General features: G+C 39.2%; 27 protein-coding genes and 1 pseudogene. 25 read left to right on the top strand and 3 right to left on the bottom strand.

Annotation, left to right across the window (positions count from 1 at the left end; genetic code table 11):
- The first annotated feature begins 101 nt into the window (after positions 1-101).
- From PTQ21_RS12895 to PTQ21_RS12975, 17 genes are all read left to right on the top strand, one after another.
- Positions 102-860, top strand: coding sequence for a hypothetical protein (locus tag PTQ21_RS12895; protein WP_274570099.1), 759 nt, complete (start codon positions 102-104; stop codon positions 858-860).
- Between the two features lie 157 nt (positions 861-1,017).
- A complete protein-coding gene (locus PTQ21_RS12900) occupies positions 1,018-2,775 on the top strand; it encodes a hypothetical protein (RefSeq protein WP_274570100.1) in 1,758 nt (585 codons plus the stop codon).
- Between the two features lie 498 nt (positions 2,776-3,273).
- A complete protein-coding gene (locus tag PTQ21_RS12905; protein ID WP_274570101.1) occupies positions 3,274-3,687 on the top strand; it encodes a DUF4145 domain-containing protein in 414 nt (137 codons plus the stop codon).
- 264 nt (positions 3,688-3,951) lie between these two features.
- Positions 3,952-4,821, top strand: coding sequence for an FRG domain-containing protein (locus tag PTQ21_RS12910; RefSeq protein WP_274570102.1), 870 nt, complete (start codon positions 3,952-3,954; stop codon positions 4,819-4,821).
- A 283-nt stretch (positions 4,822-5,104) separates the two neighbouring features.
- Positions 5,105-5,731, top strand: a complete 627-nt coding sequence (locus tag PTQ21_RS12915) for a hypothetical protein (RefSeq protein WP_274570103.1) — start codon at positions 5,105-5,107, stop codon at positions 5,729-5,731.
- A 216-nt stretch (positions 5,732-5,947) separates the two neighbouring features.
- Positions 5,948-6,280: an NIPSNAP family protein gene (locus PTQ21_RS12920; protein ID WP_274570104.1), complete on the top strand. Its 333-nt coding sequence runs from the start codon at positions 5,948-5,950 to the stop codon at positions 6,278-6,280.
- Positions 6,281-6,700: 420 nt separating this feature from the next.
- Positions 6,701-7,084 (top strand): nuclear transport factor 2 family protein, encoded by a 384-nt coding sequence (locus PTQ21_RS12925; RefSeq protein WP_274570105.1) that lies wholly within the window; start codon positions 6,701-6,703, stop codon positions 7,082-7,084.
- A 131-nt stretch (positions 7,085-7,215) separates the two neighbouring features.
- Positions 7,216-7,983 (top strand): nucleotidyltransferase domain-containing protein, encoded by a 768-nt coding sequence (locus PTQ21_RS12930; RefSeq protein WP_274570106.1) that lies wholly within the window; start codon positions 7,216-7,218, stop codon positions 7,981-7,983.
- Between the two features lie 208 nt (positions 7,984-8,191).
- Positions 8,192-8,599 carry a hypothetical protein gene (locus PTQ21_RS12935; protein ID WP_143021560.1) on the top strand — a complete coding sequence of 136 codons (408 nt, stop codon included), beginning with the start codon at positions 8,192-8,194 and terminating at the stop codon, positions 8,597-8,599.
- A 57-nt stretch (positions 8,600-8,656) separates the two neighbouring features.
- Positions 8,657-9,313: a DUF3885 domain-containing protein gene (locus tag PTQ21_RS12940; protein WP_274570107.1), complete on the top strand. Its 657-nt coding sequence runs from the start codon at positions 8,657-8,659 to the stop codon at positions 9,311-9,313.
- 146 nt (positions 9,314-9,459) lie between these two features.
- The gene (locus PTQ21_RS12945) at positions 9,460-9,690 is read left to right on the top strand and encodes a hypothetical protein (RefSeq protein ID WP_063563999.1); all 231 of its coding nucleotides are present in this window, start codon (positions 9,460-9,462) and stop codon (positions 9,688-9,690) included.
- A gap of 29 nt (positions 9,691-9,719) precedes the next feature.
- Positions 9,720-9,926 (top strand): aspartyl protease family protein, encoded by a 207-nt coding sequence (locus PTQ21_RS12950; protein WP_274570495.1) that lies wholly within the window; start codon positions 9,720-9,722, stop codon positions 9,924-9,926.
- A 584-nt stretch (positions 9,927-10,510) separates the two neighbouring features.
- Positions 10,511-11,563 carry a LacI family DNA-binding transcriptional regulator gene (locus PTQ21_RS12955; RefSeq protein ID WP_274570109.1) on the top strand — a complete coding sequence of 351 codons (1,053 nt, stop codon included), beginning with the start codon at positions 10,511-10,513 and terminating at the stop codon, positions 11,561-11,563.
- Between the two features lie 643 nt (positions 11,564-12,206).
- Positions 12,207-13,169 carry an ABC transporter permease gene (locus tag PTQ21_RS12960; protein WP_079695359.1) on the top strand — a complete coding sequence of 321 codons (963 nt, stop codon included), beginning with the start codon at positions 12,207-12,209 and terminating at the stop codon, positions 13,167-13,169.
- 15 nt (positions 13,170-13,184) lie between these two features.
- A complete protein-coding gene (locus PTQ21_RS12965; RefSeq protein WP_064639811.1) occupies positions 13,185-14,069 on the top strand; it encodes a carbohydrate ABC transporter permease in 885 nt (294 codons plus the stop codon).
- Between the two features lie 41 nt (positions 14,070-14,110).
- Positions 14,111-15,736 carry a type 2 periplasmic-binding domain-containing protein gene (locus PTQ21_RS12970; protein WP_274570111.1) on the top strand — a complete coding sequence of 542 codons (1,626 nt, stop codon included), beginning with the start codon at positions 14,111-14,113 and terminating at the stop codon, positions 15,734-15,736.
- A gap of 43 nt (positions 15,737-15,779) precedes the next feature.
- On the top strand, positions 15,780-17,051 hold the full coding sequence (locus PTQ21_RS12975; RefSeq protein ID WP_274570112.1) for a Gfo/Idh/MocA family protein: 1,272 nt from the start codon (positions 15,780-15,782) through the stop codon (positions 17,049-17,051).
- 85 nt (positions 17,052-17,136) lie between these two features.
- On the opposite strand, the pseudogene PTQ21_RS12980 reads toward PTQ21_RS12975, so the two are convergent.
- A pseudogene (locus tag PTQ21_RS12980) lies at positions 17,137-17,314 on the bottom strand (transposase); the annotation flags it as partial.
- A gap of 57 nt (positions 17,315-17,371) precedes the next feature.
- Here PTQ21_RS12980 and PTQ21_RS12985 point away from each other — a divergent pair.
- The 5 genes from PTQ21_RS12985 to PTQ21_RS13005 all read left to right on the top strand — a co-directional run bounded on the left by PTQ21_RS12985 (position 17,372) and on the right by PTQ21_RS13005 (position 22,066).
- Positions 17,372-18,496 carry a GntR family transcriptional regulator gene (locus tag PTQ21_RS12985; RefSeq protein WP_274570113.1) on the top strand — a complete coding sequence of 375 codons (1,125 nt, stop codon included), beginning with the start codon at positions 17,372-17,374 and terminating at the stop codon, positions 18,494-18,496.
- A gap of 405 nt (positions 18,497-18,901) precedes the next feature.
- The gene (locus PTQ21_RS12990; RefSeq protein ID WP_274570114.1) at positions 18,902-19,957 is read left to right on the top strand and encodes an ABC transporter substrate-binding protein; all 1,056 of its coding nucleotides are present in this window, start codon (positions 18,902-18,904) and stop codon (positions 19,955-19,957) included.
- A gap of 61 nt (positions 19,958-20,018) precedes the next feature.
- A complete protein-coding gene (locus tag PTQ21_RS12995; RefSeq protein WP_274570115.1) occupies positions 20,019-20,204 on the top strand; it encodes a hypothetical protein in 186 nt (61 codons plus the stop codon).
- Between the two features lie 72 nt (positions 20,205-20,276).
- Positions 20,277-21,212 carry a carbohydrate ABC transporter permease gene (locus tag PTQ21_RS13000; RefSeq protein WP_072734217.1) on the top strand — a complete coding sequence of 312 codons (936 nt, stop codon included), beginning with the start codon at positions 20,277-20,279 and terminating at the stop codon, positions 21,210-21,212.
- 17 nt (positions 21,213-21,229) lie between these two features.
- Complete coding sequence (locus PTQ21_RS13005; protein WP_072734216.1) at positions 21,230-22,066, top strand: carbohydrate ABC transporter permease; 837 nt, start codon at positions 21,230-21,232, stop codon at positions 22,064-22,066.
- Positions 22,067-22,341: 275 nt separating this feature from the next.
- Here the strand turns inward: PTQ21_RS13005 and PTQ21_RS13010 are convergent, their stop codons facing one another.
- The gene (locus tag PTQ21_RS13010) at positions 22,342-22,968 is read right to left on the bottom strand and encodes a hypothetical protein (protein WP_274570116.1); all 627 of its coding nucleotides are present in this window, start codon (positions 22,966-22,968) and stop codon (positions 22,342-22,344) included.
- A 448-nt stretch (positions 22,969-23,416) separates the two neighbouring features.
- On the opposite strand from PTQ21_RS13010, the gene PTQ21_RS13015 reads away from it, so the two are divergent.
- Positions 23,417-24,001: a chloramphenicol phosphotransferase CPT family protein gene (locus PTQ21_RS13015; protein ID WP_099855152.1), complete on the top strand. Its 585-nt coding sequence runs from the start codon at positions 23,417-23,419 to the stop codon at positions 23,999-24,001.
- Between the two features lie 37 nt (positions 24,002-24,038).
- Here the strand turns inward: PTQ21_RS13015 and PTQ21_RS13020 are convergent, their stop codons facing one another.
- Complete coding sequence (locus tag PTQ21_RS13020) at positions 24,039-24,410, bottom strand: hypothetical protein (RefSeq protein ID WP_274570118.1); 372 nt, start codon at positions 24,408-24,410, stop codon at positions 24,039-24,041.
- A 592-nt stretch (positions 24,411-25,002) separates the two neighbouring features.
- Between PTQ21_RS13020 and PTQ21_RS13025 the strand changes: the two genes are divergently transcribed.
- The gene (locus PTQ21_RS13025) at positions 25,003-26,043 is read left to right on the top strand and encodes an ABC transporter substrate-binding protein (RefSeq protein WP_274570119.1); all 1,041 of its coding nucleotides are present in this window, start codon (positions 25,003-25,005) and stop codon (positions 26,041-26,043) included.
- A 1-nt stretch (position 26,044) separates the two neighbouring features.
- On the top strand, positions 26,045-26,821 hold the full coding sequence (locus PTQ21_RS13030) for a (2Fe-2S)-binding protein (protein ID WP_274570120.1): 777 nt from the start codon (positions 26,045-26,047) through the stop codon (positions 26,819-26,821).
- The last annotated feature ends 13 nt before the right edge of the window (positions 26,822-26,834 follow it).

Below are 26,834 nucleotides of genomic sequence, written 5' to 3' on the forward strand. Positions count from 1 at the left end.
GTTCACATATCATGCAGGGTGTGTGGTATTTACGAAGTACATAAATTAGATGTTATACGCAATTACTGTAGTAGAAACCATAGGATGAAGGAGCGAGAAATTTGGGTGAAGGAAATGAAAGAAACCAATTGTGCGAATGTGGAAGTGGGAAAAAAAGAAAAAAGTGTTGTAAAGATAAAAAGCCAAGAATTCAATCTGTAAATATGGATATGGAAAATCCCATAGCTATAACAAGCTATGAATTGACTTCTAATGGAGAGTTGAAATTATTTGTAGATGGGCAAGAAGTGACGCCAAAGATGGCTAACTTAAATATTTCTCTTGATAGACCAAACAAAAAAATCAAGCAAACATTGAAAATTAATCAAAATCCAATGAATTTACAGACTGACCTCAATGCTTTGCTTCATGATTATGATTTTATCTATGCAGTTGATACCAACACTAGCAACTCTTTAATCAATGACGAGTATTTTTCTGTGGGGGTAGCTTTGGAATATAAAAATTATAAAAAACAAGAACTTCAATTTCAGAGTTCATTTACAATTCAATTGAACCATAAAGAAAAACACCTTGCTGAAAAACTAGGAATTATAGAATTAATAAAAAAAATTATCATTGATAAGAGTTTAGAAACTAACGACCTAAAAATTTTATTAGTCACTGACCATGATTTAGGAAACATTGATCGTTATAATTCTAGAGAAATTCCGATGATAGAAGATACTGATTTGTATTTACCTAAAAATTTTACTCTTGTTTATGCTAGTGCTGATAAAAAGAATGACAGCATATTAAATAGCATGATTAGTCAATGTGACCAGGAGGCTAGTAGAATTTTGAAGGAAACAATGCGGTGATTTTAGTAAGAAGCTCAAGTAGACAGTAACAGCGTATAACATAATATTCACGCTACGAGCATTCGCTCTTGGTCCGGCATTCGCCGGACACCCGACATACGTCGGGTCGTGAATACAGGAACGTTATAGGAAATCAGTAAAATTAAAAGGAGCTTGTATGAATATTTTACCAGAGAAATATAATTTGATAGGTAAATTGATTTACGAGTATACTACTTTGTTAGCAAGAACAATAGCCTCTAATCAAATAATAAGCAATGAGCAGTTAAAAACAGAGGTTTTTGAAGAAGTGCTTTTTCAATCAAACAAAGGAACTTTAGCAACAGCAGTGAAGAATTTAATTATGCCTAGAAATTTGATTGATTTTGACTCACTGGAGGTTTTTTTAACTTCCTATGCAAGTCTGTATGAAGAAACAGTTTCTAATCATCTGTATCTTTTAGCCTCGACTGAAGAAATGGAGATAATTGAAAATTTAAAAATCCCAAAAAATAAGGTTTTTAAAAAAGACGAAGCTAATAACGTTTTGGTAAAACTTAGAGATGAATATGAGGAAATGTTAGATAATGAGTTGAAAAAATATAATTCAGAATTATTGATGTTTCTTTTATTCTCATTAGCAGACCGCCTGGCCTATTTATCTAATTTGAGTATTTTAAAAATTAGTGAAGGGGAAATTAATAATCCTAAAAATATTGGAAGGAATCCCATGATGATATTAACTTCGTTAATATGTCAAGCTGATGTAAAAGACATGCCTAGAATAAGTGCATATATAGGGGGAGAAAAAAATGTAGTTGATATATTGTTCAATAACGCTTATCAAATTTACACTAATGATAATATTCAGTTAGAACAATCATTGAAAAGTGAGGAATTTGATTTAAGAAGAATTTATCAACTTGCATATATGGTTTCTAAAATGAATCTTTTTTTGGAATCTAACTTTCTTCTTTATGAACATGGAGAATACTTGAAAATAGAAGAAGGAGTATTTCAACAAAGTGGAAAATTTGATGAATTGCTCTCGCGTACTCAGCTTGAAATTTCAAAATTTTCTTACGACTCTAAATTAACAAAGCGTATTTTTTCAGAATATTCAAAAAGAGAAGGGTTTTGTCCGAAGGATCTATTTAAATTAGCTACAATAAGTAACGAAGCACTACGTGCTCAAGTCCACTTATTCACATATGAGAAAGAAAAAATCAGAGAAATTATTCTTAATCTCACTGATGTTAAAGAGTACGGAGTTGATAGATTTTTAGATGTTCTTACACTAAAAAAGGACATAAAGTGTATAACGGATAGTAAAAACAAGATATCTATTTACCCATTTGTTGAATTAAACAACGGACATATAATGTTTTCTCCACTTCTTCTTTTGCAAGCAAGCCAGATTCTAGAATCGCGCATGTTACAACAATCTTTCACGAAAAAAGCAGATTTACAAAAGTTTATTTCGAAACATTACGATGAAGCAGGGATCAAAGATTTGAGCCAAGCTCTACTTGAAAAAAATATTCCATATATTGAACATTTGAAAATCGATCAGATAAAACATCAAGAAATGAAAAATGCCATAAGTCAGAAAGGCATTACAAAAGAATTTGATTTAATCTTTGTTAAAAATGAAACTTTATTTGTTGTAGAGTATAAAACTTGGAAAATAAATTCTTACAACATTATTCAAGTTTTAAAGGAACAAAAAAAGATACTAAATAACATAGCTAGTCATGAAAGAGCAATGAAAATTATTGATCTTCATAAAAAAGAATTCAAAAGCCATTTTAAACTTGAAGAATATAATGAAATTGAATTAATTATGGTTTTTCAAAATCCAACTGCCTTTAAATATTTAAATAATGTTGAAAGGATAAAAGTATTTTCACCAAAAGATTTCATAGAATTTGTATAATCTTACTCAAAGGAAAATATCATAAGCATACTTCAAATTATTAGTCTTAGCTCACTTACAAATTCAGCACATTTGTTTATAACAAGTAATGTTGAAGATTACAAAAATTCAAAAGTAGATTCAGGAGGATACTGACATCCTATAACATAATATTCACGCTGCGGGCATACGCCCTGGGTCCGGCAGTCGCCGGACACCCAGCATACGCCGGGTCGTGAATACAGGAACGTTAAGCGAAAGCACTGAATATTTATGACAAGCTCTGTTGGTTGATGAATTGATTGTTAAAGCTCGTGCCTATCACCTTAAATATATCATTTAAGATGATTATCTTAAGTAATGGATTTTTAAAGCTATAAATAGAGTTAGTTCTCAAGTAAATTTAAAATTAATTGGAGATAGCGACATTATGAAAAAAGAGGATGTTAATATTCTATCTAAATTTTTGGCATATTTTCAAAATGAAACAGATGGGGAGCAGCATTAGTTGGGGCGGCAATGGTCGAGTCGAAATTAGAAATACTACTTAATAAAACCTTATTAGATAATTTCTCAAAAGAAGAATTACTAAGTGGTTTTAATTCACCCATAGGAACATTTAGTTCTAAAATTAAATTATGTCATGCCTTGGGTTTTATTACAGATAAAGAAGCTAGAGAAGCGAATTTGATAAGAAAGATAAGAAATGAATTTGCACATAAGCTGGATGATATAACCTTTTCGAATTCGCCTATTCGAGATTACTGCTTACAACTACAAGCGAATACACCAGGAGATATAAAACATGAGAAGCGTTTTCGTTTTTTATTCGTTAATTCAGTTGCTCTATTATCTGTAGCTCTATGGCATCGCCCTGAACTTGTGAATAAGCATAAAAAGATAGAAGCAAGAGAATGGGAAATGGAATTATAAGTAAATTGATAATAGTAATTTCAAAGAAGTCAGTACCTTCGCTTAACACAGCATTCCTTCTGTGGGAATTCGCCCTTGATCGCCAAGAGGGATATCATAGAAGTGAATTCAGGCGATACATTCTATCAGCTAAGTCTGACGACCCGTTCCCTTTGGTCACTTAAGCTGATCGAACGTCAGGAATGCGGGAATGTTATGTGAAACCTATGCAAAATATAATCTGATTCTAACATCAAAAAAATAACTAACTTAAGAGGTGTTTTTATGAGTAAGCACAGTGACAATATTTTCTGTGAGTATACGATTAATTCATGGGAAGACTGCAGAAAGTTATTTAGAAGCATTGAAAAGTGGGTATTTAGGGGACAATCAAATAGTCAATGGTCATTACAAACTACATTAGAAAGAGGAGCTAAAATCAATAACTCTAATATTAGAGTTATTCCAATGATTGAAAGAAACATTATTGAAAAATTTCAACGTAGAGCTTTTCATTACTTGGAAAAGCCTCCAGAAGTAGAGAATGTTTTAGAGTGGTTATCTTTAATACAACATCATGGAGGACCAACGAGATTATTAGACTTTTCCTATTCATACTTTGTGGCTTTGTTTTTTTCAATCGATCAGGCATTGCAAGAATCCACTGTCTTCTGCCTAAATAAAAAGTTAATCAATGAGAAGGGTCTCGAAACAGAAAAATGGAGAGGTTTAGAGGATGAGAAGTATTTTGGGACAAGAAAATATTGTAATGAAAAATTAATTGAACAAACTTCAAGCCCACTTGTAATGTTAATTGAGCCCTTTAATATACATGAGCGACTCTCCAGTCAGCAAGGTCTATTCGCTATTCCATTTGAAGGACATCAAGCATTTGAATACAATCTGTCCATAACTGTAAATAGATTTAGAAAGGAATTACCAATAAGTAAGATAATTGATAATCATGATGAAGATTTAATAGAGTTATTGAATCAGGAATGTGCATTGCTTAAAGTGAATATTCCAAAAGATTTTCATAATGAAATTAGAAGAGAATTAAAGTTAATGAATATATCTAGTGAGACTATTTATCCAGGAATTGATGGCTTTACAAAATCATTATATGGTGAATTTGATATAAATTATCGATCTTAACCTTGTAGTAATTCTAGATGGCATTGGAATCACATAACACGGTGTTATGCATCGGGCATTCGCCCTCGATCTGGCAGAGGGATTTCAGAGAAGAGGTAGCAGCCAGACACATCCGCACCGACTAAGCGCATCGCGCTCGGCCACGTTGTGGCCTTAAGTCGGTGGGACGTCGTGAACACATGAACGTTATGTGAAAAACCGAATCATTTGAAAATCTGTATAAACTTTAAAAATAGTGTTCACAGCTACTAAATAATTATTTAAAGAAATGTGGTAGGAACATATGTCAAGAAAAAATAACAACCCTGGAAAAAAAGTAAGTGAAAATTGGAAGGTTCTATTGAGAAACACTATACTAACAGCCCTGACAACAAGTCTAATTACTACAATTTTATCCTTTTCATTATGGAACTGGCAGTTTGATAAAACTAAAGAACAAGAAAAATGGGATAAGAAGTTTGGGATATTTTCAAGACTTACAGATGACCTTGCTATGCATCATACTTTGCTAAGTGCAAAACTAAAATTTAATCTTGAACTTCATTCAAGAACAAAAGGAATACCATTTGCTTCAATAGAAGAAAAAAGAAGAATAGAAGATGAGTTGGAAGAGTATTTGCCATATGAATATGAAGGCTTAGTTGAGTATGATAAAAATAAACCTAAATTAATCGGTTCTTTTTTTATTGCAGAAGCTACATTCGGAGATAAGACAGATAAAGCAATACTGGATTATCTAAACAACATAATTAACAAAAGACCTCAAGAACATATTGATACATATCTTGCAAGATTGAACAAAAAAGAAGCAACAATCAATATACAGGACTTAGTAGATAGTATATATATTGATGCTGATATATTAAGACAGAATATACTTGAGCAAATGAAGAATGAGTTAGGGTTGTAATATTTTCTTAGGAGATGAAAACAAAATGAAAAAATTTTCCGAGGATGTCAGGCTAATCACATAACATAATATTCACGCTGCGGGCATACGCCCTGGGTCTGGCATTCGCCGGACACTCAGCTACTCTGAGTCGTGAATACAGAAACGTTATCGGAGATATCCGAAATGCAGTAAGATCAAGTGTGAAGTATATATTAATTTCTGGAGGCGATATTTATGTTTTATAGAAGGAAATATTATGTAGTCAACAATGACTTCGTTGAGGTCTTTAATAAACATTTCATTGAAAACAATTTACCTAATCAATTGAAATATGGAGCCAGATTAGTAGGGAGATGGATGGCTCCGCATTCAGAGACTACCACTGAGGTTTTTGCAATTTGGGAATATGATAGTAAAGAACAATATGAAGAAATCGAACTGAATGTTCGAAACCCTGAACAAGCCAAGAAGGTCAATTCTTGGTATGAGAGTCAAGGCGGCAGAGAACGCGTATATAAAGAATGTATTTTTCAAGTGAAGGATTCAGAGATAATTTCTACCTTATAAACCTTAGCAGCGCATGATTGAAACACTTAGGGATGACCGTATGCAGTGAAAATTGGTTTTGAAAGAATCTATTTTTTTATCAATTGAAAGATAAACCAAGTATTGAATTATCTGCTATCAATAAAGTAAGTTCCGATTAAAAAACCGTGATATTTATATTTTCAATTCTAAATTTACTGAGTAGGTAGTTCAAAGAGGTCAGAAAATCCGATAACAACATATTCACGAATCGCAGCCTGAAGGCTGCTCGGTCTGCCTGAAGTATTTCGGGGATGTGGCTTCAGGCAGACAGCCCTGCACCTCCTAACCGCATCGCGGCCGGTCCTTCGTACCTTAAGGTGGTGAGGGTTCGTAAATACGAGAACGTTATCTAAAATCAGGACAAATATGTAATATCAAAATCTAGGAGTGTGATTCGACTTGGAGAACTCAAATTTAAAAGATCTTATTGAAAAATACCTGAGCGCATATAATACGTTTAACATTGATGGAATGATAGGAGTTTTGAATGAAAATATTCATTTTCGAAACATTTCTAAAGGTGAAGTGAATTCGGAAACAAAGGGGATTCAGGAATTCCGCACATTAGCAGAGCAGTCAATTCAGGTATTTTCTAAAAGGCGTCAAGTAATAAAGAACATTATTTTGACAGGAGATAAAGCAGAGGTTGACATTGATTATGAGGGAATATTGTCCAGTGATCTCCCTAATGGAATGAAGGCAGGAGAAACATTAAAACTTCAAGGGAAATCAATATTTCAAATGAAAGATAAGAAGTTAATACTGATTGAAGATCATAGTTGAAACAGTATTGAAAGTTATTCATAGATTACCCTGAAATCAGATAACAATATATTCACCGCATCGGGCATACGCCAAGTGTCATGAATACACAACGTTAGTCGAAAGAAGTTTTTAGTTTAGGAGGAGTCTATATGATATTAGAAAAAGTTATAAATAGAATTGTAATACAAAGTGAATATAAGGATTTTGTTGATAAGTATATAGATAATATACATAACGAATTTAAAGGTAAGATCCATAGTATTTATATGTGTGGCTCGATTCCAAAAGGAACGGCTACACCTTTTAAGTCAGATGCAGACTTTACTATTGTATGTGCAAATCCCAAAGATATTGATTACGAAAGATTGTCAAATATTAAAGACAGGCTTTTGGAAGAATATCAAGTCCTAACTAAGATCGATACGATTATTTGCTCGATTGACGATGTATTAAGTAAACCACATGAGTGGGGTTTTTGGGTTAAGATCATTTGTGTTTGCATACATGGGGATGACATTGGTGAAAAAGTACACCCGATAGTTATTTCTCCTGAGTTCATATTAGACTTAAATACAGAGACCAAGGAGGAAGTAGATCGTATACATCGTTTACTTTCTAGTGCTAGTGATAACACAATGAAAACTAGATATATTAAAGGTTACTCTAAGAGATTAATTCGTGCATTATACTCTTTGGTTTTAGAAGAAACAGGCGTATGGCAAGATGACTTTATTAAGATGAAGAATGCCATATTAAACTATTGTGATATTGACTCCGCTTTAGTTGATTATCTGTATGCTTGTTACTTGGATAGTGATGTACTTGTCGAAGAGTTTCTGGGAATTGCAGATGAAGTATATAGCTATTTTGAGAACGCTTTAAATGCAATGTCTGCTTCCAGAACTTCCTTCGAATAACAAAATATTGACGATCTGGATCACTCTGAGAAGCGAATGACCACATCTAGCCCCCTAAGCCCGTCGAGACGTCACTGCATTAGGTGTTCGGCAAGCCTCACAACTATAAGCAGCGACTCTAAGGGGCCTGGACGTTGTCAATACAAAACGTTAAGTGAAATTCCGGAGATCTAGTTCCAATTGAGTATGAATGTATTAGGAGGAAAGGATGATGAATAATGGTATGGCATCATGGCAAGAACTGAAAATAGATTATGAAATTAATCAAATATCTCCCAATATATCAACTAGACTAGAAGATATTGAACGTGTCCCTACGGGGCTTGGAATAAAAATACTCACTATCCTTATTGAATGGGCTTGCCAGCCACAAAATACCCACCCAATTGAAATAGCGAGGAAAAAGATTAAAACAATTCCTTCTGATTGGCTAATAGAACATCTTCCTAATGTAGCTAAAACAGCAATTTGTCTTGACGATGAATGGGAGTATCGTAGATTGTTAGAGCTACTTTCAGAGGCAATTCCAAAATTACTAGATTGGGGAATTGAACTGGGAATTAATTCTAAAAATGAAGAAATTAAAGAGGCAGCAAATGACTATAAAGAAAAATAACAGTTTTGTAGAGTGCAATGAAATGATTCAAACAAGGTTTGAAATGGTGGCCTCAGAATGGACCTAAAGACGTACCTGGCAGAGCATTTCCCAAACCTGACCTTAGAACCGCCTCTTTTCTATAATTGGGATGTTGCAATACGATTCGAACTTGGCATTCCTCTGATGTTTGGAATAAATAAGGAGCATTACATGGAACGAGTTTACCATCGATCGCTTGAATTATTTAAGGCTCTTCATGATCAAGAAGATGAGGTCCTATTAATAACTCAAGCTTATTTTGCAGATAAGCCTAAACACAAAGTGAAGAAGTTGAACCTATACAGGAAATATATCAAGAAGAAAGAGCCGATTAGAGCCTTGAGACTTGAGATACTTCCAGATTTGGATTGTGAACCGGATGAAACCCCAGATCCAAGGAACAACATGTATAGGTACTGGACTAAATGTAGAATTGAAGACTTGAAATATCGTCAGTTAATCAAAGCTATATGTAATCATGATGTTGGCATTAAGCCAACGATCTATCATAGGGTGTATTTCATTAATATAAGTAAGAAAACGATATTTCATATCTATGATGATAGAGGTTGCGATGTTATTTCACCATCAAGAGAAGCGCTAACGGATATCTATAAAGAATATAACGATTGGATTCTAGATTATGATCGAGAACGTATTAACAACGTATTCTGGGATAGTGCGAAGTATTAGTCTACGTGGTTGATTGTGGTAAGTCATTTTCAGTAAACAAATCAGTCTAAGTCAGTTGTCATGAAACCCAAGAAAGTTATATGCAATCGCGATATATGTTAAAATTACAGAAAGTAGAACTAACTCAATAACAGGAGGTAGAACACATGAAGTGGCAAGAAGTTAGAGAACTGTTCCCTGACCAGTTTGTTTTGGTTTCTATCATTCATTATCATGAGGAAGACAACAAAAAAATAGTAGATGAAGTTGCACCAATTCGTACCGTATCCGAACAAGATGCGAATAAAGAGTTTTTTCAAGTAGAGCCTGGTAACATCGTGTATCATACTTCGAATCAAGACTTTGTGATCAACCTCCGCAGAGATCCATTAATGTAATTATAGATACAGGCTCTTCACATACGATCATTAGTCCTGATGTACTAGAGGAAATCGGTGTGACCTATGAAACCGGAGATTCGATATATGAAGCATACGGGATTGGAGGAAGTATTCCTTTCTACACCAAAGTCATGGACAGGATTGAAATAGGAACAAACAGCTTTCAGAATATAGAAATAGATGTAGGCATATTGCCTAAAGAACATAAAGGGCTTCTCGGATTGGATATCTGAAACAATAAAATTTTATTATTGATCTGAAAACATTAGAATTACATAATTGGAAATAAAATTCCATCAATGAACGAGTCCTATTTATAATGAGTATCAGATAAAAAGATACATATACAAGTGAAGTTCACCTAACAATTTTTGTTAGGTTTTTTGTTCTAGAGCCTGTCCGCTTTTCAACAGTTGAATTAAGCTCTTTTGGAGATATGGCCGATGTTAAAGCAAACAGGGATGGCAGCATGAAAGAAGGCTTCTACAATCATTCGCATCCCATTCAACCTTGTATATATTCATCGTATTCACCAGATTACAGTCAGACAGTGGGAACCTAAATTGAATGTATGGACCATCCCCTACACCATCTCTGCTGTCCGATTGGCATTGAGTGGACGGCGAGGAATTCATCAAATCGCTCGGCCATCTAGGAATTAAGGGAAAAAGGGCAGTCTCGGGGGAAGTGTTGATAGTATAACAGAACTCGTATCGCAGCTTGTTTAATTGACGCCAAAATATTACAATATTATGATATGATCATTGCTAAACATGAATTTTGGCTCCAAATAAAGAGAGCAAGGGGAGGTGCTGTAATGCCAAAATTAAAAGATATCGCAGAACGTGTAGGCGTATCCATATCAACGGTTTCGCGTGCGATCAGCAATGATACCAATCGACCGGTCAATGAAGGGACAAAACGAAAAATTAGGGAAGCTGCTCATGAGTTGGGATACATTTTGGATGAATCCTCCAAATCCATTGGCAAAGAGATTACCTCAGCCAAACGGATAGCCTGTATCGTGCCACAGATTTTGATGGATGACCATCCGTACTTTTCACAGGTACTGACAGGTTTTCACGTTAAAATGACGGAACTGGGGCTGCCTCCAGCCATTGTCCGCACTTGCGAAGAACTTAGTGACACCGAACGGATAAAAATGATGCTTCAGGAAACGGGTACTCAAGGTATAGTCGCAATCAGCTGGTACGATGAAAAATTGTTTGAGCTGCTTGAGCAAGAGAATATCACTGTACTGGGTGTGAGTCTCAATGATGAAAGGCTTACTGTACCGGTCGTTGACTGTGACCGAATATTTTCTGCTCGCACAGCAGTCCGTCATTTGATCGAGCAAGGCCATACCCGGATTGGGTTTATTGGTGGCCCCGCATATTCGGAACAAATAGAGAGCGAAGAAAGGTATGTCGGTTATAAATTTGCCATGCTGGAAGCAAACCTGAATCTGAATGAACATTGGATTATCAACACCAACTGGAATGTGAATCTCAGCTACAGCAAACTGACGGATCTCCTGACCGAGACGCCCAAGTCTGATTGGCCGACGGCCATTTTTTGTGCAAGTGATATGCTCGCTATTCCTGCGATGCGGGCAGTTGTTGAACAAAATGGTCGTATTCCTCAAGATATCGCATTCGTGGGCATGGATAATATCTCTATGGCGCAGTATACGACACCACCTCTGACGTCCGTACAAGTTCCAAAATATGAAATCGGCAAAGTAGCAGCACAATTAATTAACGATTATCTGGAAGGACGTTATTCATCTCTCCATAAAGTTTTGTTGCCCAGCACCCTTATTGTGAGGGAATCATCTGTTTATGATCGTACAAATCATACAAATGACTAGTTAGTTGTGTGATATTATATTACATATAAATTCAGATAACTGTCATATAAAACCTACGAGGAATGCATCCGCGTGGGTTTTTTCTTGTTTTTTTAGCCAAAATTAATCCAAATAAAACCAAAAAAATGTTTGACAATCGTCTATGGGCTATATTATGATGTATGAAATTAAGCGTTTGGCGTTTTTTTTTTTTATGTTTTTGGATTTAGCCAGCAGCTAAGATTATATGTTAAACTAAATTATTGATTGCGCTTTCATCCCCATAAAATCAATGTTTATATAAAATATACAAGAAACCTCTAAAACTCTTATAACCTATTATCCAGACTGATACCTACCCATTTACATATAATATATTCCAAACTAGCACCAAATATATATCCAAATATATATCCAAATATATATCCAAAAAAACAAATCCCCTTGCGTTAGATGATGAACTCATTTATTAACGTTATCCACTCACTTTGTGTAATAACTTCTAACATATAAGTACTTTAAATCAAATCTCAGAAATCAAAGAAGATCAGAAATCAAAAAAGAAAGGTGGGAACTGCTTCGAGCAGCGTAAGGACGCTGGTGGTTTAACACAAAGACATTTTGCCAGGCAGAATTGTAGTGACGATTCCAGGGGGGGATGTTCATGGCCAATACAACTGTACAACCTGCAATGAATGCAGTACATGAAAAGAAGAGAAGAAGACGTCAAAAGTGGAACCCGATTTTACGAAATTGGCAGCTTTATTTGTTAATCTCACCAGTTGTTGCTTATTACCTTGTCTTTCAGTACTTGCCGATGTATGGCATTCAAATCGCGTTTAAGGATTTCATTGCAACGAAGGGAATCTGGGGAAGTCCCTGGGTCGGTTTTGAACATTTTGAACGTTTTTTTCACAGTTATTTCTTCTGGAGATTAATCAAAAATACGCTTGGACTTGGGTTATACAGCTTGGCGGTAGGTTTTCCAGTCCCTATCATTTTGGCGCTTCTGATGAATGAGGTAAGGGCGGAAAAGTTTAAAAAATTTGTTCAGACCATTACCTATGCGCCGCACTTCCTATCAACTGTCGTGGTCGTAGGCATGATGATGATGTTTTTATCTCCTCGATACGGAATCATTAATCACTTCATTGGTATGTTTGGCGGTAATCCCATTAATTTCTTGTCTGAGCCTTCCTGGTTCAAGACCTTGTTTGTGATGTCGGATGTATGGCAGACCATGGGCTGGAGCTCGATTATTTATTTGGCGGCATTAGCCGGCGTGGACTCTCAGCTTCATGAAGCAGCGCGTGTGGATGGGGCAACCCGGTTGCAGCGGATATGGCATATTAATATACCGAGTATTATGCCGACAATTATCATTTTGTTCATTTTAAACATCGGAAGCATCATGGGTATTGGTTTCGAGAAAGTCCTGCTGATGCAGAACACACTGAATTTAGAAACCTCGGACATTATCTCTACCTACGTTTACCGGAGTGGGATACAAGATGCTGAATACAGCTTCTCGGCGGCGATTGGTCTGTTTAACTCCATAATCAATTTCATCTTATTAGTTACTGTTAACCAGATCTCAAAACGAATGAGTGAAACGAGCCTATGGTAAGGGAGTTGCTGATGCATGCTTGTTGAATCTAGAGGAGATCGTATTTTTAATATAATTAACCATTTTTTGTTAATTATAATTACGCTCATTGTTATCTACCCGCTTGTTTTTGTGTTAAGTGCTTCGTTCAGCGATCCGCAGGCCGTCCTGCGTGGTGAAATGTTCCTATGGCCTAAGGGGATCAATTTCCATTCTTACGAGAAGATTTTTCAGAACAAAGATATCCTCAGAGGTTATACCAATACACTGATTTATACGTCAGTGGGGACGCTGATTAATCTCGTCATGACGATTCTGGCGGCATATCCGCTATCCCGAAAGGATTTTATAGGCCGCAATGCTATCATGGCCCTGTTTGTTTTCACGATGTTCTTCAGTGGCGGATTAATTCCAACCTATATGCTAATCAAAAACCTTGGCATGTTAAACACATTTTGGGTCATGATCATTCCGAATGCCGTTTCGATCTGGAACATCATCATTATGCGGACATTCTTCCAGCAATCGATTCCAAATGAGTTGCATGAGGCGGCGACGATTGATGGCTGCTCTAATATTCAAACGTTAACCCGGATTATCCTGCCATTATCCATGCCCATAATAGCGGTGACGATTCTGTTCTATGCTGTTGGGCACTGGAACTCCTTCTTTAACGCAATGTTGTATCTGTCAGACAAGGACAAGTTTCCACTTCAACTCATTTTGCGGGAAATTCTGATTCAAGGGCAGACGAACGATATGGTCAAAATGTCAACCGAGTCTGCAATTAAGCAGCAAAGGGAAGTGGAGGGCATCAAATATGCTGTACTCGTCGTTGCCAATATACCGGTGCTCCTGCTTTATCCTTTCCTGCAAAGATATTTTGTTAAAGGCGTAATGATTGGTGCCATTAAAGGATGATTCCTTGTATGGATAACGATGGGACAAAGGGAGGAATAAGAATGACACTCAAAAAGTGGGGGAGTATCGCTCTGGTTTGTATCATGTCCGTTTCGATGCTGGCCGGGTGCAATTCTAAGGATGCTGATTCGGGAAGTAGCAAGGATAAAGGAGCTGCCAATGGCAAAGTCAATGCGAGCGGATTTCCGATCGTAAATGACACCATTACAGTAAGCGGATTTGCCGGAAAGTTTTTTGCCAATGCAGACTGGAACGATCTTAGACTCTGGAAAGAGTATGAGAAGATGTCCAATGTTCATATCCAGTGGGATACGGTGCAGAAGGATAATTTGAAGGAAAAACGCAATCTCCTGCTGGCAGGCGGCGCTTACCCGGAGCTGTTCTACGCCTCGGCGTTTTCCAGATCGGATCTGCTGAAATACGGCAAGCAGGGCGCATTTATTCCTCTGAATGATCTGATCGACCAATATGCGCCTAACTTTAAGGCTCTAATGAAGAAGTATCCGGTTATTGGCAAAGGGATTACGATGCCGGATGGTAACATATATGGGCTGCCAACCTTGTATGATCCGGAATTCAAGTCGGTTCTGTACGGAACACCTTGGTTGAAGAAAGAGTGGCTTGATAAATTAGGTTTGCAGGAACCGCAGACATTAGATGACTTCTATAATATGTTGAAAGCATTTAAAGAAAAGGACCCGAACGGCAACGGGCAGCAGGACGAGATTGCCTGGGGCGGTGTGGGAACGGCTGGTGTGGTGAACTACCTGAGAGGTTCATTTGGATTGAATAATCATGGCACCTCCAACATTAACATTGATACAGATCCTCAGACGGATAAAGTACGCTTTATTCCAACCGATCCCCAATACAAGGAGCTGCTACAATTCGTGAATAAGCTCTACAAGGACGGATTGCTTGAGCAGGATATTGTATCTGTTAAGAGTACGGAAGTGGATGCTAAAGGTATGGAAGGCCTGATCGGAGTTGTGGATAATGTCGATCCGGTTGCGATATACAATCAGCAAGGTTATGTTGGCATGCCCGTACTGAAGGGTCCTCATGGCGATCAGACATACAACGCCTATGGTTCTCCACTCGGTAATATCGGGATGTTCGTACTTACAGATAAAGCCCAAAACCCAGAGGCCATGATCCGCTGGATGGATTATTTCTACAGCGATGAGGGCATCAAGACGTTCTTCATGGGATGGAAAGATGAGACGTATAAAGAAGACGCAGACGGTAACGTAGACTATGTCGACAATATCAAAAACAACCCGGATGGCCTTAATCTGGACCAGGCAGTAGGTCAATACCTGATTTGGCCGGGTGGGTACTACCCTGGTTTTGTAAAGCAGAAATACTTCAAGGGAGCTGAAGGTCTGCCAACTTCGGTTGAAAATGCGAAAAAAGCAGAGTCTCACATCTTACCACAAGATCAAATATGGCCTCCATTTAATTTCACGCAGGAAGAGCAGCGGGATCTGACCACTTTCCAAACGGATATTGAAACGTATGTAGATGAAATGCGTGACAAATTCATTACTGGAAATGAATCCTTTGACAATTGGGATCAGTATGTGGCAGCTCTCCAAAAGATGGGCGTAGAACGATATGTAGCCATCTATCAATCAGCAGCAGACCGTTATACCCAAGCGGATTAGAAGGTTCATCCGTAGATTTCAGATCATAAAGGAGTGAACAAATATGAGTCAACTGAAAGCGGTCCTGATTGGAGCAGGTGCGAGAGGAGCAGGTGGCTATGCACCCTATGCACTTGATTATCCACATGAGCTTACCTTCATTGCGGTTGCCGAAGCCGATCCAGTGAGAAGAGCAAGATTTGCTGAGAAGCACGGGATTCCACCGGAACACTGTTATGAGACTTGGGAGCCCCTGTTGGCTGAACCTAAGCTGGCTGATATTGCGGTTATCTGTACACAGGACAGAATGCATTATGGTCCAACGATGCAGGCTTTAGATAAGAAGTATCATGTTATGCTGGAGAAGCCGATGTCACCTGATCCGAAGGAATGTCTTGAGATGGAACAAGCGGCCAGAGATAATGACCGTCTGCTGACGATCTGCCATGTGCTGCGGTACACACCGTTCTGGAATACAATCAAGAAGGTGATACAAGAAGGACGTATCGGAGAAATTGTCTCCATTCAGTTGAATGAGAATGTGGGTTACTGGCATATTGCCCACAGCTTCGTGCGGGGAAATTGGAACAATTCTAACACATCCAGCCCGATGATTCTGTCCAAGTCATGCCATGATATGGACGTATTATCCTGGCTCGTGGATCAGCCTTGCCTCAAGGTCAGTTCGTTCGGATCTCTTAAACATTTTCATGAAGGCAATGCACCGGAAGGTTCCGCTGATCGATGCTTGGATTGTGCCGTAGAACCAACCTGCCCGTACTCTGCACCAAGATTTTATTTGAGTGACCAGTTCAGGGGTTGGGCAGGACATTTTACACAGGAGCTGACGAAACCGAATATCATACAGGGTTTACGTGATACCGATTACGGCCGGTGTGTATACCGTAGTGACAATAATGTGGTAGATCATCAGGTTGCGAATATGGAATTTGAAGGTGGAGCTACGGCCATGTTCAGTATGTGCGGCTTTACATTTGAGCAGGAACGTAGAATCCAGATCATGGGGACGAAAGGAGAACTTCGCGGTGAGGAAGATCAAATTATGGTGTACGACTTTTTGACACATCAAAAAACAGAAATCACAATCCCTTCTCAAACCAGTGGCCATGGTGGGGGAGATAGCGGCATTGTGAGGAATTTTCTGAATGAGGTGCGTCACTATAACGGTCAGGAAAGCCTGACATCGGCTGCGGCTTCCGTCCGGAGCCATCTGATCGCATTCGCAGCTGAAAAGTCGCGGCTGAACGGGGGCGAGTCTATCGATCTGAATGAATATGCCCGTCAGCTTATGGTGAAGGAAGAGCTATCTAAATAATCAGCAGTGTATCGATAAGCTGCCCCTCAAGGTATGAATATATTTTGAGGGACGGCTTTTTTTGTTCGTTTGGAATTCGAGAGTTTTCTTCACGGACCTTCAATACCATCACATCCACTAAGATAAACGGGAATCGGCTGTCGACTTAGGGCCAGTTATTCCATGACCCTACCAGGGGGGCTAACTGTAAGCAGAGGTCTGACACAATAGACTTGGAATACGCCATGCCACAGAAGTTCGCCGGTAAGCTGAGTGACTTTGCGAATTAGTGCTTGTGTAATATACTTAGTATACTAATATTATGATGTCAGGGTGGTTTTGTGGAATTGCATTTATACGAGCAGATATATGTCTCTATTGTACAAGAGATTAAAGAAGGTCGATTAAAAGAAGGAGACCGAGTCTCTTCTGAAAAAGAGTTGGCTGAAAAATTTGGCGTCAGTCGTATTACATCTAAAAAGGCTCTGGAGAAATTGGCAGATTCTGGGGTTATTAAACGAATACAAGGAAAAGGTTCATATGTGGCCGATGGTATAATTGGAGGACAAGAACCGAAGCACTATTCAGAGGTAATAACGAACTTGGTGCCTGAGGATGATAAGCGGTTGATCGGTTTTATTATACCAAATTTTTCTGACGAGTTTGGCCTACAACTTCTTAGATCGATGGAAAAGCGGAGTGCTGAGCATAATTATCAACTCATTATTAAACGAACTTGCGGGGATCGGGATGAGGAAAAACGCGCGATCGACTTATTTATTGGTTTGGGTATCAAAGGATTAATCGTGACCCCCATTCATGGTCAACACTATAATTCGGAGCTGCTTCGACTTGTATTAGATCGGTTTCCAATCGTTTTGGTCGATAGATATCTAAAAGGAATTCCGGTTTGTTCGGTATACACAGACAATAAGAAAGCAGCCATGGATCTTACGCGGCATCTGATTAGCAAAGGTCATAAAAAAATTGCCTTTTTATCTCCGCCGGAAGAGAACACTTCAACATTGGAGGAAAGGCTGCTCGGATATACGTTTGCCTTCACTCAAGAAGGAATGAACTTGAACAAAGATTATGTATTAACAAACTTGAAGGGCACCCTTCCTATGAACATAAACGGGACAGCGATTGAAAGTGATAAAGAAACAGTAAAGCATTTTTTGAAACAAAACCCTGATGTAAAGGCGTTTGTCGCGTCGGAATTTCTAATAGCTACCATGCTGGCTCAAGTCATCCACTCGATGGGGAAATCTTTGGAGGAATTCGAGATTGTTTGTTTCGACTCTCTGAACGATCACTTGGGTCAACCCATCTTCACACATATTAAGCAGGATGAGAAGCAGATGGGTGAATTAGCAGTGGATATGCTAATCTCTCAGTTGCATGGAACAGCAGTCCCCGAGCTGAACATTATTGAACATCGTATGGTCATGAAAAATAACAGGTAGGGTAAGCGTAGCTCAACAAAATCTAGGATATTGTTCAAGGTGTCGAGAAGTCCCCAGGGGCTTATCGGCACTTTTTTTGATATCAGAAATATAAACTTCGAAGCATGGACCTTCCTGACCTAATATCGCAAGAAAAACTTCATCTAGACGCCGTCTGTCTTCTGTGAAGTATGTCGTAATATTGCAATTGACATGCTTCGTGATGTCATATTAATATACTTAGTATAATTAGTATAGCCAGCAGGGTTCTTATAACCAATTCACTTTGTTCGTCATTTTCTGATTTGAATAGTTCATATCACCAGTCTTGTTAGCGCTTACATAAAATGTGGATTGATCAGAAATGGAGTGGATTCTATAGGAATTCAAGTTAAACTAATTAATTTAACTTAAGGGGGACTTTGAATGAGGAGATCCAAAAAATTCGCATTTCCAATTCTTGTTTACTTTCTGGCTATGTCACTACTTGTAACCGCTTGCTCAACGAAGGGAGACTCAAGCGATCAGGCCGGAGAGGGGGAAACAACGGTTACGATGTGGCATGGTCTTACCTCCATTGATTTAGATAATTTGAATAAAGTCGTGAAGGCATTTGAAGAGAAAAATCCTACCATCAAAATGAAATTGGTTTATACAGAATCCAGCGAGGGATCCGATCAGAAGCTGCTAACTGCAGTCGCAGGCGGCAATCCTCCTGACGTTGCACTTTTCGACCGGTTTAAGGTCGGTACTTGGGCTGCGCAAGATTCTCTGACTGACTTATCCTCGATGGCAGCAGAATCTGGAATTCTTAAGGAAATGTATTATCCATTTGCTTGGGAGGAGTCCAGTTATCAAGGAAAGCTTTATGCAATGCCGATGGATACGGACTCTCGCCTGCTATTTTACAATAAGGATCATTTCAAAGAAGTAGGGCTGGATCCCAACAAACCACCACAAACAATCGCCGAGCTTGAAGCGGCTTCCGAAAAGTTAACCATCAAGGAAGGTAAACGTTTCAAACGGATCGGGTTCATCCCATGGTATTCGCAAGGCTGGTTGTATACTTGGGGATGGGCATTTGGAGGAGAATTCCAGGACGCTGCCACCGGCAAAATTACCGCAAATGATCCTAAAGTCGTTGAAGCGCTACAATGGATGACCGACTTCGGCAAAAAATACAATGTCGAGGATATTGCCGGATTCACAAGCGCAGCTGGCACGGAGGAAATGGATCCGTTCATTTCCGGTCAAGTCAGCATGAAGATAAGTGGAAACTTTACGGTGAAGGGTATCGAAAAATTTAAGCCGGATTTAAATTACGGTGTTGCACCAATACCGACCCCAACAGGTACTAATTTTACGACATGGTCGGGAGGCGGGTCCGCTATTATCCCTAAAGGCGCTAAGAACGTCGCTGCTGCTTGGAAATTCCTCGAATTCTTAGGGGAAAGAAGAGGGGCAAACGTTATTAAACGCTGACTCTCAAATTTCCGTTATCGATTCGGTTAACGACAAATACGGTTACAAGGACGATCCGATTATGAAGGAATTTATTAATATTTTGCCCAATTCACACAACCGCCCGGTTATTCCTGAAGGACAGCTGTTGTGGAATGAGTTAGCTTCCGCTACGGAAAAGGCTACCCGCGGTAACGGTACTCCGAAAGAGAACCTGGATAGAGTAACAGAGACTATTAATAAGGCTTTAGAAAAATACGACAAATAGGGTGCTTGGTAGGCAGGGAGAGAAATCTCTCTCCTTGCCTATTAATGAATGACAATTGGAAGGAGAATGCAAATGGCGAAACTGGCCGATTCAGTTCAAGTAAACGCAATTCCATCGGCAAGGAAACGAGCACTCCACAGAACTAACGTGATTGGGTGGCTGTTTGCTTCACCTTGGGCTATAGGGCTGCTATGCTTTTATGCAATTCCGATGCTAATGTCCATCTACTTCAGCTTCACTACTTACAGCATTCTGCAGCCTGGTGAATTTGTCGGAATGAGTAATTATAAAGATCTTTTCCATGATCCTCTGTTTTGGAAATCCATATACAACACGCTTTATTTCACCGTATTTTTTGTTCCATTAAGTATATTTTTCGGTGTGGCACTCGCTATGATGTTGAATATGAAGGTCAAGGGGATGGCTATATTCAGAACGATCTTTTTCTTGCCTACACTTGTTCCACAAGTGGCTTTGGCTGTTCTGTGGATGTGGTTGTTACATCCAAACTTCGGATTGGTGAACGGGATGTTAGCGAATATCGGTATCGATGGGCCTTCTTGGCTTGGTGGTGAGTCGTGGTCCAAGCCTTCGCTCATCTTGATGTCGCTTTGGGGTATTGGGCAAGCCGTCGTCATCTACCTTGCTGGATTAGGAGATATCCCTGATGAGTACTATGAAGCAGCACAAATCGATGGAGCTAACTGGTTTCAGAAAACGAGAAAGGTAACCCTGCCTTTGCTCACTCCCGTTATTTTCTACAACCTTGTCATGGGAATGATCGGTGCATTCCAACAGTTTACTCTTCCCTATACGTTGACCAAAGGGCAAGGAACTCCTGCAAATTCCATGACTTTTTACGTCATGTATTTATATGAGAACGGTTTCAGGTATTTCAAAATGGGTTATGCCTCCGCAATGGCCTGGATCTTATTTATTATCGTTATGGCATTAACCGGAATTATTTTTATTACATCTAAACGCTGGGTTCATTATCAAGGGAAATAAGGAGGAGGAAGTAAGGGATGAATCCTACCGCTATCAAAAGAATCAATCGTGCGTTAGCCTATGTATGTCTAATTGTTGCTTCTGCATTTTTCATTATTCCGTTCATTTGGCTGCTTTCCACATCTCTTAAACCACTCACACAAATCTTTACATTCCCACCAGAGTGGATTCCGCATCCAATTCTGTGGAGTAATTATTCCCGTGCCGTTGAGTATATCCCTTTCTGGACATATCTGAAAAACACGGCGATTATAACAATCGTTAGTACGCTGGGTGTGATCATATCCTGTCCCTTGGTTGCATATAGCTTTGCCAAGTTAGAGTACCGTGGGAGAGGTATACTTTTCTTTGTTACCCTTGCTGTGATGATGATCCCCGGACAGGTGACGATGATTCCTCTATTCCTGCTGTTTACTAAATTAGGTTGGGTAGGAACATCTCTTCCACTGATTGTACCCCAGTTTTTTGGAGTGCCCATTTACATTTTTCTGTTGCGGCAATTTTTCATGGGACTGCCTGATGCCCTCCGCGAAGCGGCCCGCTTAGACGGCGCTAGTGAGTTCCGCATATATTTACAGATCATGTTTCCACTAGCCAAATCCGCCGTTTTAGCCGTGGCATTGTTTCAATTTATGGGGAGCTGGACTGATTTCATGGGCCCCTTGCTCTATTTAACCAATGAACCATCTTACACGGTTTCGCTCGGATTGCAGCAATTTCAGAGTCAAAAGGGATCCGAATGGGGTCTATTAATGGCCGTATCCACCTTGATGACATTGCCTATTATTGTTTTGTTCTTTTTTCTTCAAAAGACGTTTATTAGCGGCATTACATTTAGCGGTATAAAAGGTTGAACAATCATACAGGGCGGAATAGATAGCCCTATTATAAATTGTAAAATCAAAAGAAACCGTTCCTTGGTAAATGGGTGTGTAAGCAACCATATACCAAAAGAGACGGTTTCTTTGTACATTCAACATATTATGAACTAACTTTACTTGCCAACCAATAAAAAAAGAAAGTATTTCTATTATACGATTGTATTTTTTATTATCCAAAAATGGATGGTGAAGAGTAACTGTTTGGAGTTGTTTCGACTCAAATTAATCATGTTATAGCTGGTGGTCTGCTATTCTACTTGCTGTATATTATACTTCTCCATGACAGAGTTACGAAATGTTTCGTATTCTGATAACGCTTGTGCAGTGGAGGATTGAGGTACACTATATTGAGTTATCCCTTCCAAGCTGAATTTTCCCAAGTTATCATTGATTAATCCATAATCACCAAAGGAGTTTTTCATTAAGAAAAGCACACTTCTATCACCCTTCTGTAGTTCCATATAGTCATTGGTTGTATATTTGACGTCTCCTTCCAGACTGACGGGTTCGATGATCGTTAATTCGTTCTGATCTGAAGGGAAATCTTCGGGTTTCTTCAATATTTTTTCGATCTTGATGTTCGTGTTAGTGTGAAAGGATTGCATGGTCCCATCATCAAATGCAGTTATGATATGCTCGCGATCTTTGAAATTTTCTGTTGCATAGCCAATGACGATCAATTCAGCGAATGCATCCAGCTTATCTATTTCATGAAATGTTAGGGAGTTTGCTGAAAGGTTGACGACATTATGAATGGGCTTCTCCGGTTTTGATTGACCGTTCATATATGCTAATGTACCTATGGAGAAAGCTAAGAATAACAATACAAAGGTTAGTATTAATTTATTTTTGAAAAGAGGCATGATCTCACCCACTCCGTGAATTTGAGTTCCTTGCAAGGATTTTGCTGCATTTCTACTATACACATAACTGAAAATTATTGTAAATTAATTATACAAATATTATAAAATGTAATTATTGAATTCAAAATTCAATAACTCAAGGTAACAGTGGAAGGGATTGATTCCAATGACATTACAAAATTTGTTTCATGAAAAACCAACGAAACTATGGAACGAGAGAATGGTTAAATACGGATATGAGATTTTCACAGAAGAGAGATTAGGTTTAACAAAATGAATGAGGCCCAAGATTATTTTATTGAGATGATGGAATGTTAAGAATTGGCTGATTTTATCGACAAAGCGGCTAGGCTTGCAGGGTTGGAGATCCAGGAGGATGAAGATATTACGGAAGAATGGAGAGAGTGGTAATTCGGCCGAGCCGAAGCGTTTTTTTATTTTATAGATAAGGGTGATAGATATGGAAAAAGGACTCATTATATTTTTGAACGGAACATCAAGTTCGGGGAAAACAAGCATCGCGATGGAAATGAAGAATCAGGGAGACATTCCGTTTCATCATCTATCTGTAGATCAATTTCTTCATAATTATGATCAATTCATCGACACTACATATCCAGATATGAAACCAACAAGAGAAGTGGAACACCATGTGATGACAGATATCCTGTTCGACCCCATCAATTCGTTGTACTGTGCAACCATTAAACTGTTTTCGGAGATGGGTCTGAATGTCATCGTGGATACGGTCATCAGCAATGACAAGTGGTTTAATGATTTTTATGATTTATTATCGGATTATCCAATATTGTTTGTAGGCGTGCAGTGCTCCAAAGAAGAACTTACCAGAAGAGAGCAGACCAGGGGAGATCGTGAGATTGGACTGGCCCATTCCCAATTCGACTACATATACTCCTATGATGAATATGATCTGGAAGTGAATACGGAAGAGCTTAGCTCAGCTGCATGTGCAGAAAAGATATTAAGTTATATAAAGTCCGATCAGGAATACTTGGCATTTAGGAAATTGGGTAGAAGAGAATGAAGCTGATTGCGTCAGATCATATTTGTTCTAATGAAGGTTAGGGATTCGGCCAAATCTTTTTCTTAGAGTTGCCAGGACCTAATAAGTAGATTTCATCAACATTCCCATAAGTATTAGAAAATGAAATTGTGAAGTCTTTACTACCACCGATAGGAAGTTTACTGCCTTTAATCTGAATGAATAATGAATTGTTATGATGTGAGAGGTAGTAGCCCTGATATCTGCTAATACTGTCTGCAAATCCACCTTTTATAGTAATGAGCTCAGGAGAAACTTCAGTTCTCGTAACCATAATCTCGTCAGGATCAACAACGTTGTTTAACATATAAAGTCCAATGATAATAGGAACAACAATAATAAAAACTGCGCTAACAATAATGCCATACTTCATGCTTGGTCGCATACTCATGATTCACCTCCATAATTAGATGATAGGAATCGATGTCTCAATACTCATTGGCATCGATTCCTTGTGTTTCATAAAAACAGAATTCTAGGTTTAGCATTAAGAGGCTCATTTGAATAATATACTAATTCATTTTTTTGTATAGAGATAAGGGGAGGTTACGGATGGAAACTAAAGCTATGAATCCAGAAGACCATATCCAACATATGTTGCAGGCGATCATCGAAAAAAACACAATCCATCATTAAGGATAGCAGTAAACAATCCCTCGGCTCACTGGAATATTTCCTGGGACATATTGTAGACTATCGCGATGTAAAGCAATACCTGACAGATGAGTGGCATATCCGCACACCGCGCTGGCTAGGGGAGTATGGAAATACGCCGAAGGAAGAAGAGCTCCTTTCAGACATCTACCGACTGCAAGCGTATATCGCTGAGAAATAAAAGGGCGGATAAGCGGCTGATGATGTCGCATTAGTCCGGCTCAAATGTCGCAAAAGTACATGGTAACGCGATGCGGAGATCGTTTATACTCTCTTTATGTTTCGATAATGAAAATCATTATCAGTATTATACATAAGGGGGATTCATCATGAATCAAGGAACAAAGGGGCAGGCTGCTGGAAGCAAGGTATATGCTGCTCGCAAATCACGATTATTCATGGGCTTGATGTTAGCCCTTATTCTTGTCCTGACGGCTTGCGGTGCCGGAACAAGTACAGATAGCGGCAAGCCGTCTGCGGCAACGCCAGCGGAGACACCTGCGAATGAAGGAACTCAGACGGACGGAGCTTTTCCCGTAACGATCAAACACATGAAGGGCGAGCTGACCCTAAATGAAAAACCAAAGAAAATTGCTGTGCTTGATGTCAAATTCCTGGATCAAATGTTAGCCGTTGGCGAGAAGCCGGCAGGCAGTGTTATCGCTGGAGGAAACTCCGATTTTCCAGAATACTTAGGCGATCAACCGAGTGGAGTACAGGTTCTGGGTACACGGGACGAGCCTAATCTGGAAGCGATTGTAGCGTTGGCCCCGGATCTGATTATCATGACTGATTTCCAGGAGAAGCAGTATGAGAGTGTAAGTAAAATTGCACCGACCCTTGTACTCGATTTCTACGAAGACTGGCGGGATACTTTAGCCACAGTTGCTAAGATTACAGACAAGCAGGACGAGGCAGAGAAAGTGCGCACGGCGTATGAGGAAAAAGTTGCTGGAATGAAGACAAAGCTGGCGGAGAAGCTGGGTGATGAGACGGTAGCGCTGATTCGTCCGCGTAAAGAAGGCATTCGTGTTCATGGGATTGAGCATCGTACAGGTGTTATTCTGTATCAGGATCTGGGCTTGAATATGCCTGCACTGGTTGAGGGAATCAAGGATGATACTTCTGTTGAAATCTCAATGGAGAAGGTGCCTGAGATTGGCGCAGATCGTTATTTTGTACTGTCAGATGAACTGTTTGCGGCAGAAGCTGAGGCTATGGTAAGTAATCCTGTATGGAAGTCCCTTGATGCTGTGAAAAATAACCGCACGTATGACGTAAACTCAACACTTTGGATCGCATATTACGGACCTCTTGCGATTAATCTTATTGTAGATCAGGCATCGGAAGCTCTGCTCGGATCGAATTAATATGACCCATTATCTCTCGACAGACTTATGGAAAGAGACAGTGAAGGATCATTCGATTTTGCTTGGTGAGCCGCCTGAACATAGTGTCCGTACCATTGCTTTGAGTGAGTTGCATGACGAAGCAGCATGTCGGGAGTATATCAGCTGGTTTCAGGAGTATATCGATGCACCTGACATGAAGGTTGCCGCTTCGATGATAGCCAAGCGAATTGGCTATCTGTGGACCGCGCCTCTGGTGATAGCGATGACTTTTCATCATCAGCATGTCTCGTTTCAGCTGGAGAACAGCTTTCTCTATCATCCGGCGCTCTCAGATCATAAGGGCGGCACACGATTTCCTTTTCTAGCGGTGAATGGACTTCGGGCACAACCACTATCGGAAGACAGGGAATCCTCGCGGGAAAAGGTGGTCGAGGAGACGTTTGCGGTACAGCTTACACCGCTGTTAAAGATGCTTGCTGTGATTGCGCCTCTTTCCATGAATATCCTTTGGGAGAATATCATGGTACGGATTGGGCCACTGTATACGCTTGAAGCTGAAGAGGCAGAGCGGGAAAGTGAGCACATTCAGGCGGACTTTTCATATCTGACGCAAGTGGCGTCGGGGCAAGTGTTTGGTGTGAGAAAGAATCCGTTGACCCGCTTCACCGATTGTAAGGACAATGTTCCCGTAGCGAAAAGCGAGCGGATCACCTGTTGTTTTTATTATCAGATGTCAGGGGAATATTGCAGAAAATGTCCGAAAATTGACAATGAGAATAAATCTCAATTAAAATGACAACAGCAACCAT

The sequence above is a fragment of the Paenibacillus marchantiae genome, from assembly GCF_028771845.1.
GTDB lineage: Bacteria > Bacillota > Bacilli > Paenibacillales > Paenibacillaceae > Paenibacillus > Paenibacillus marchantiae.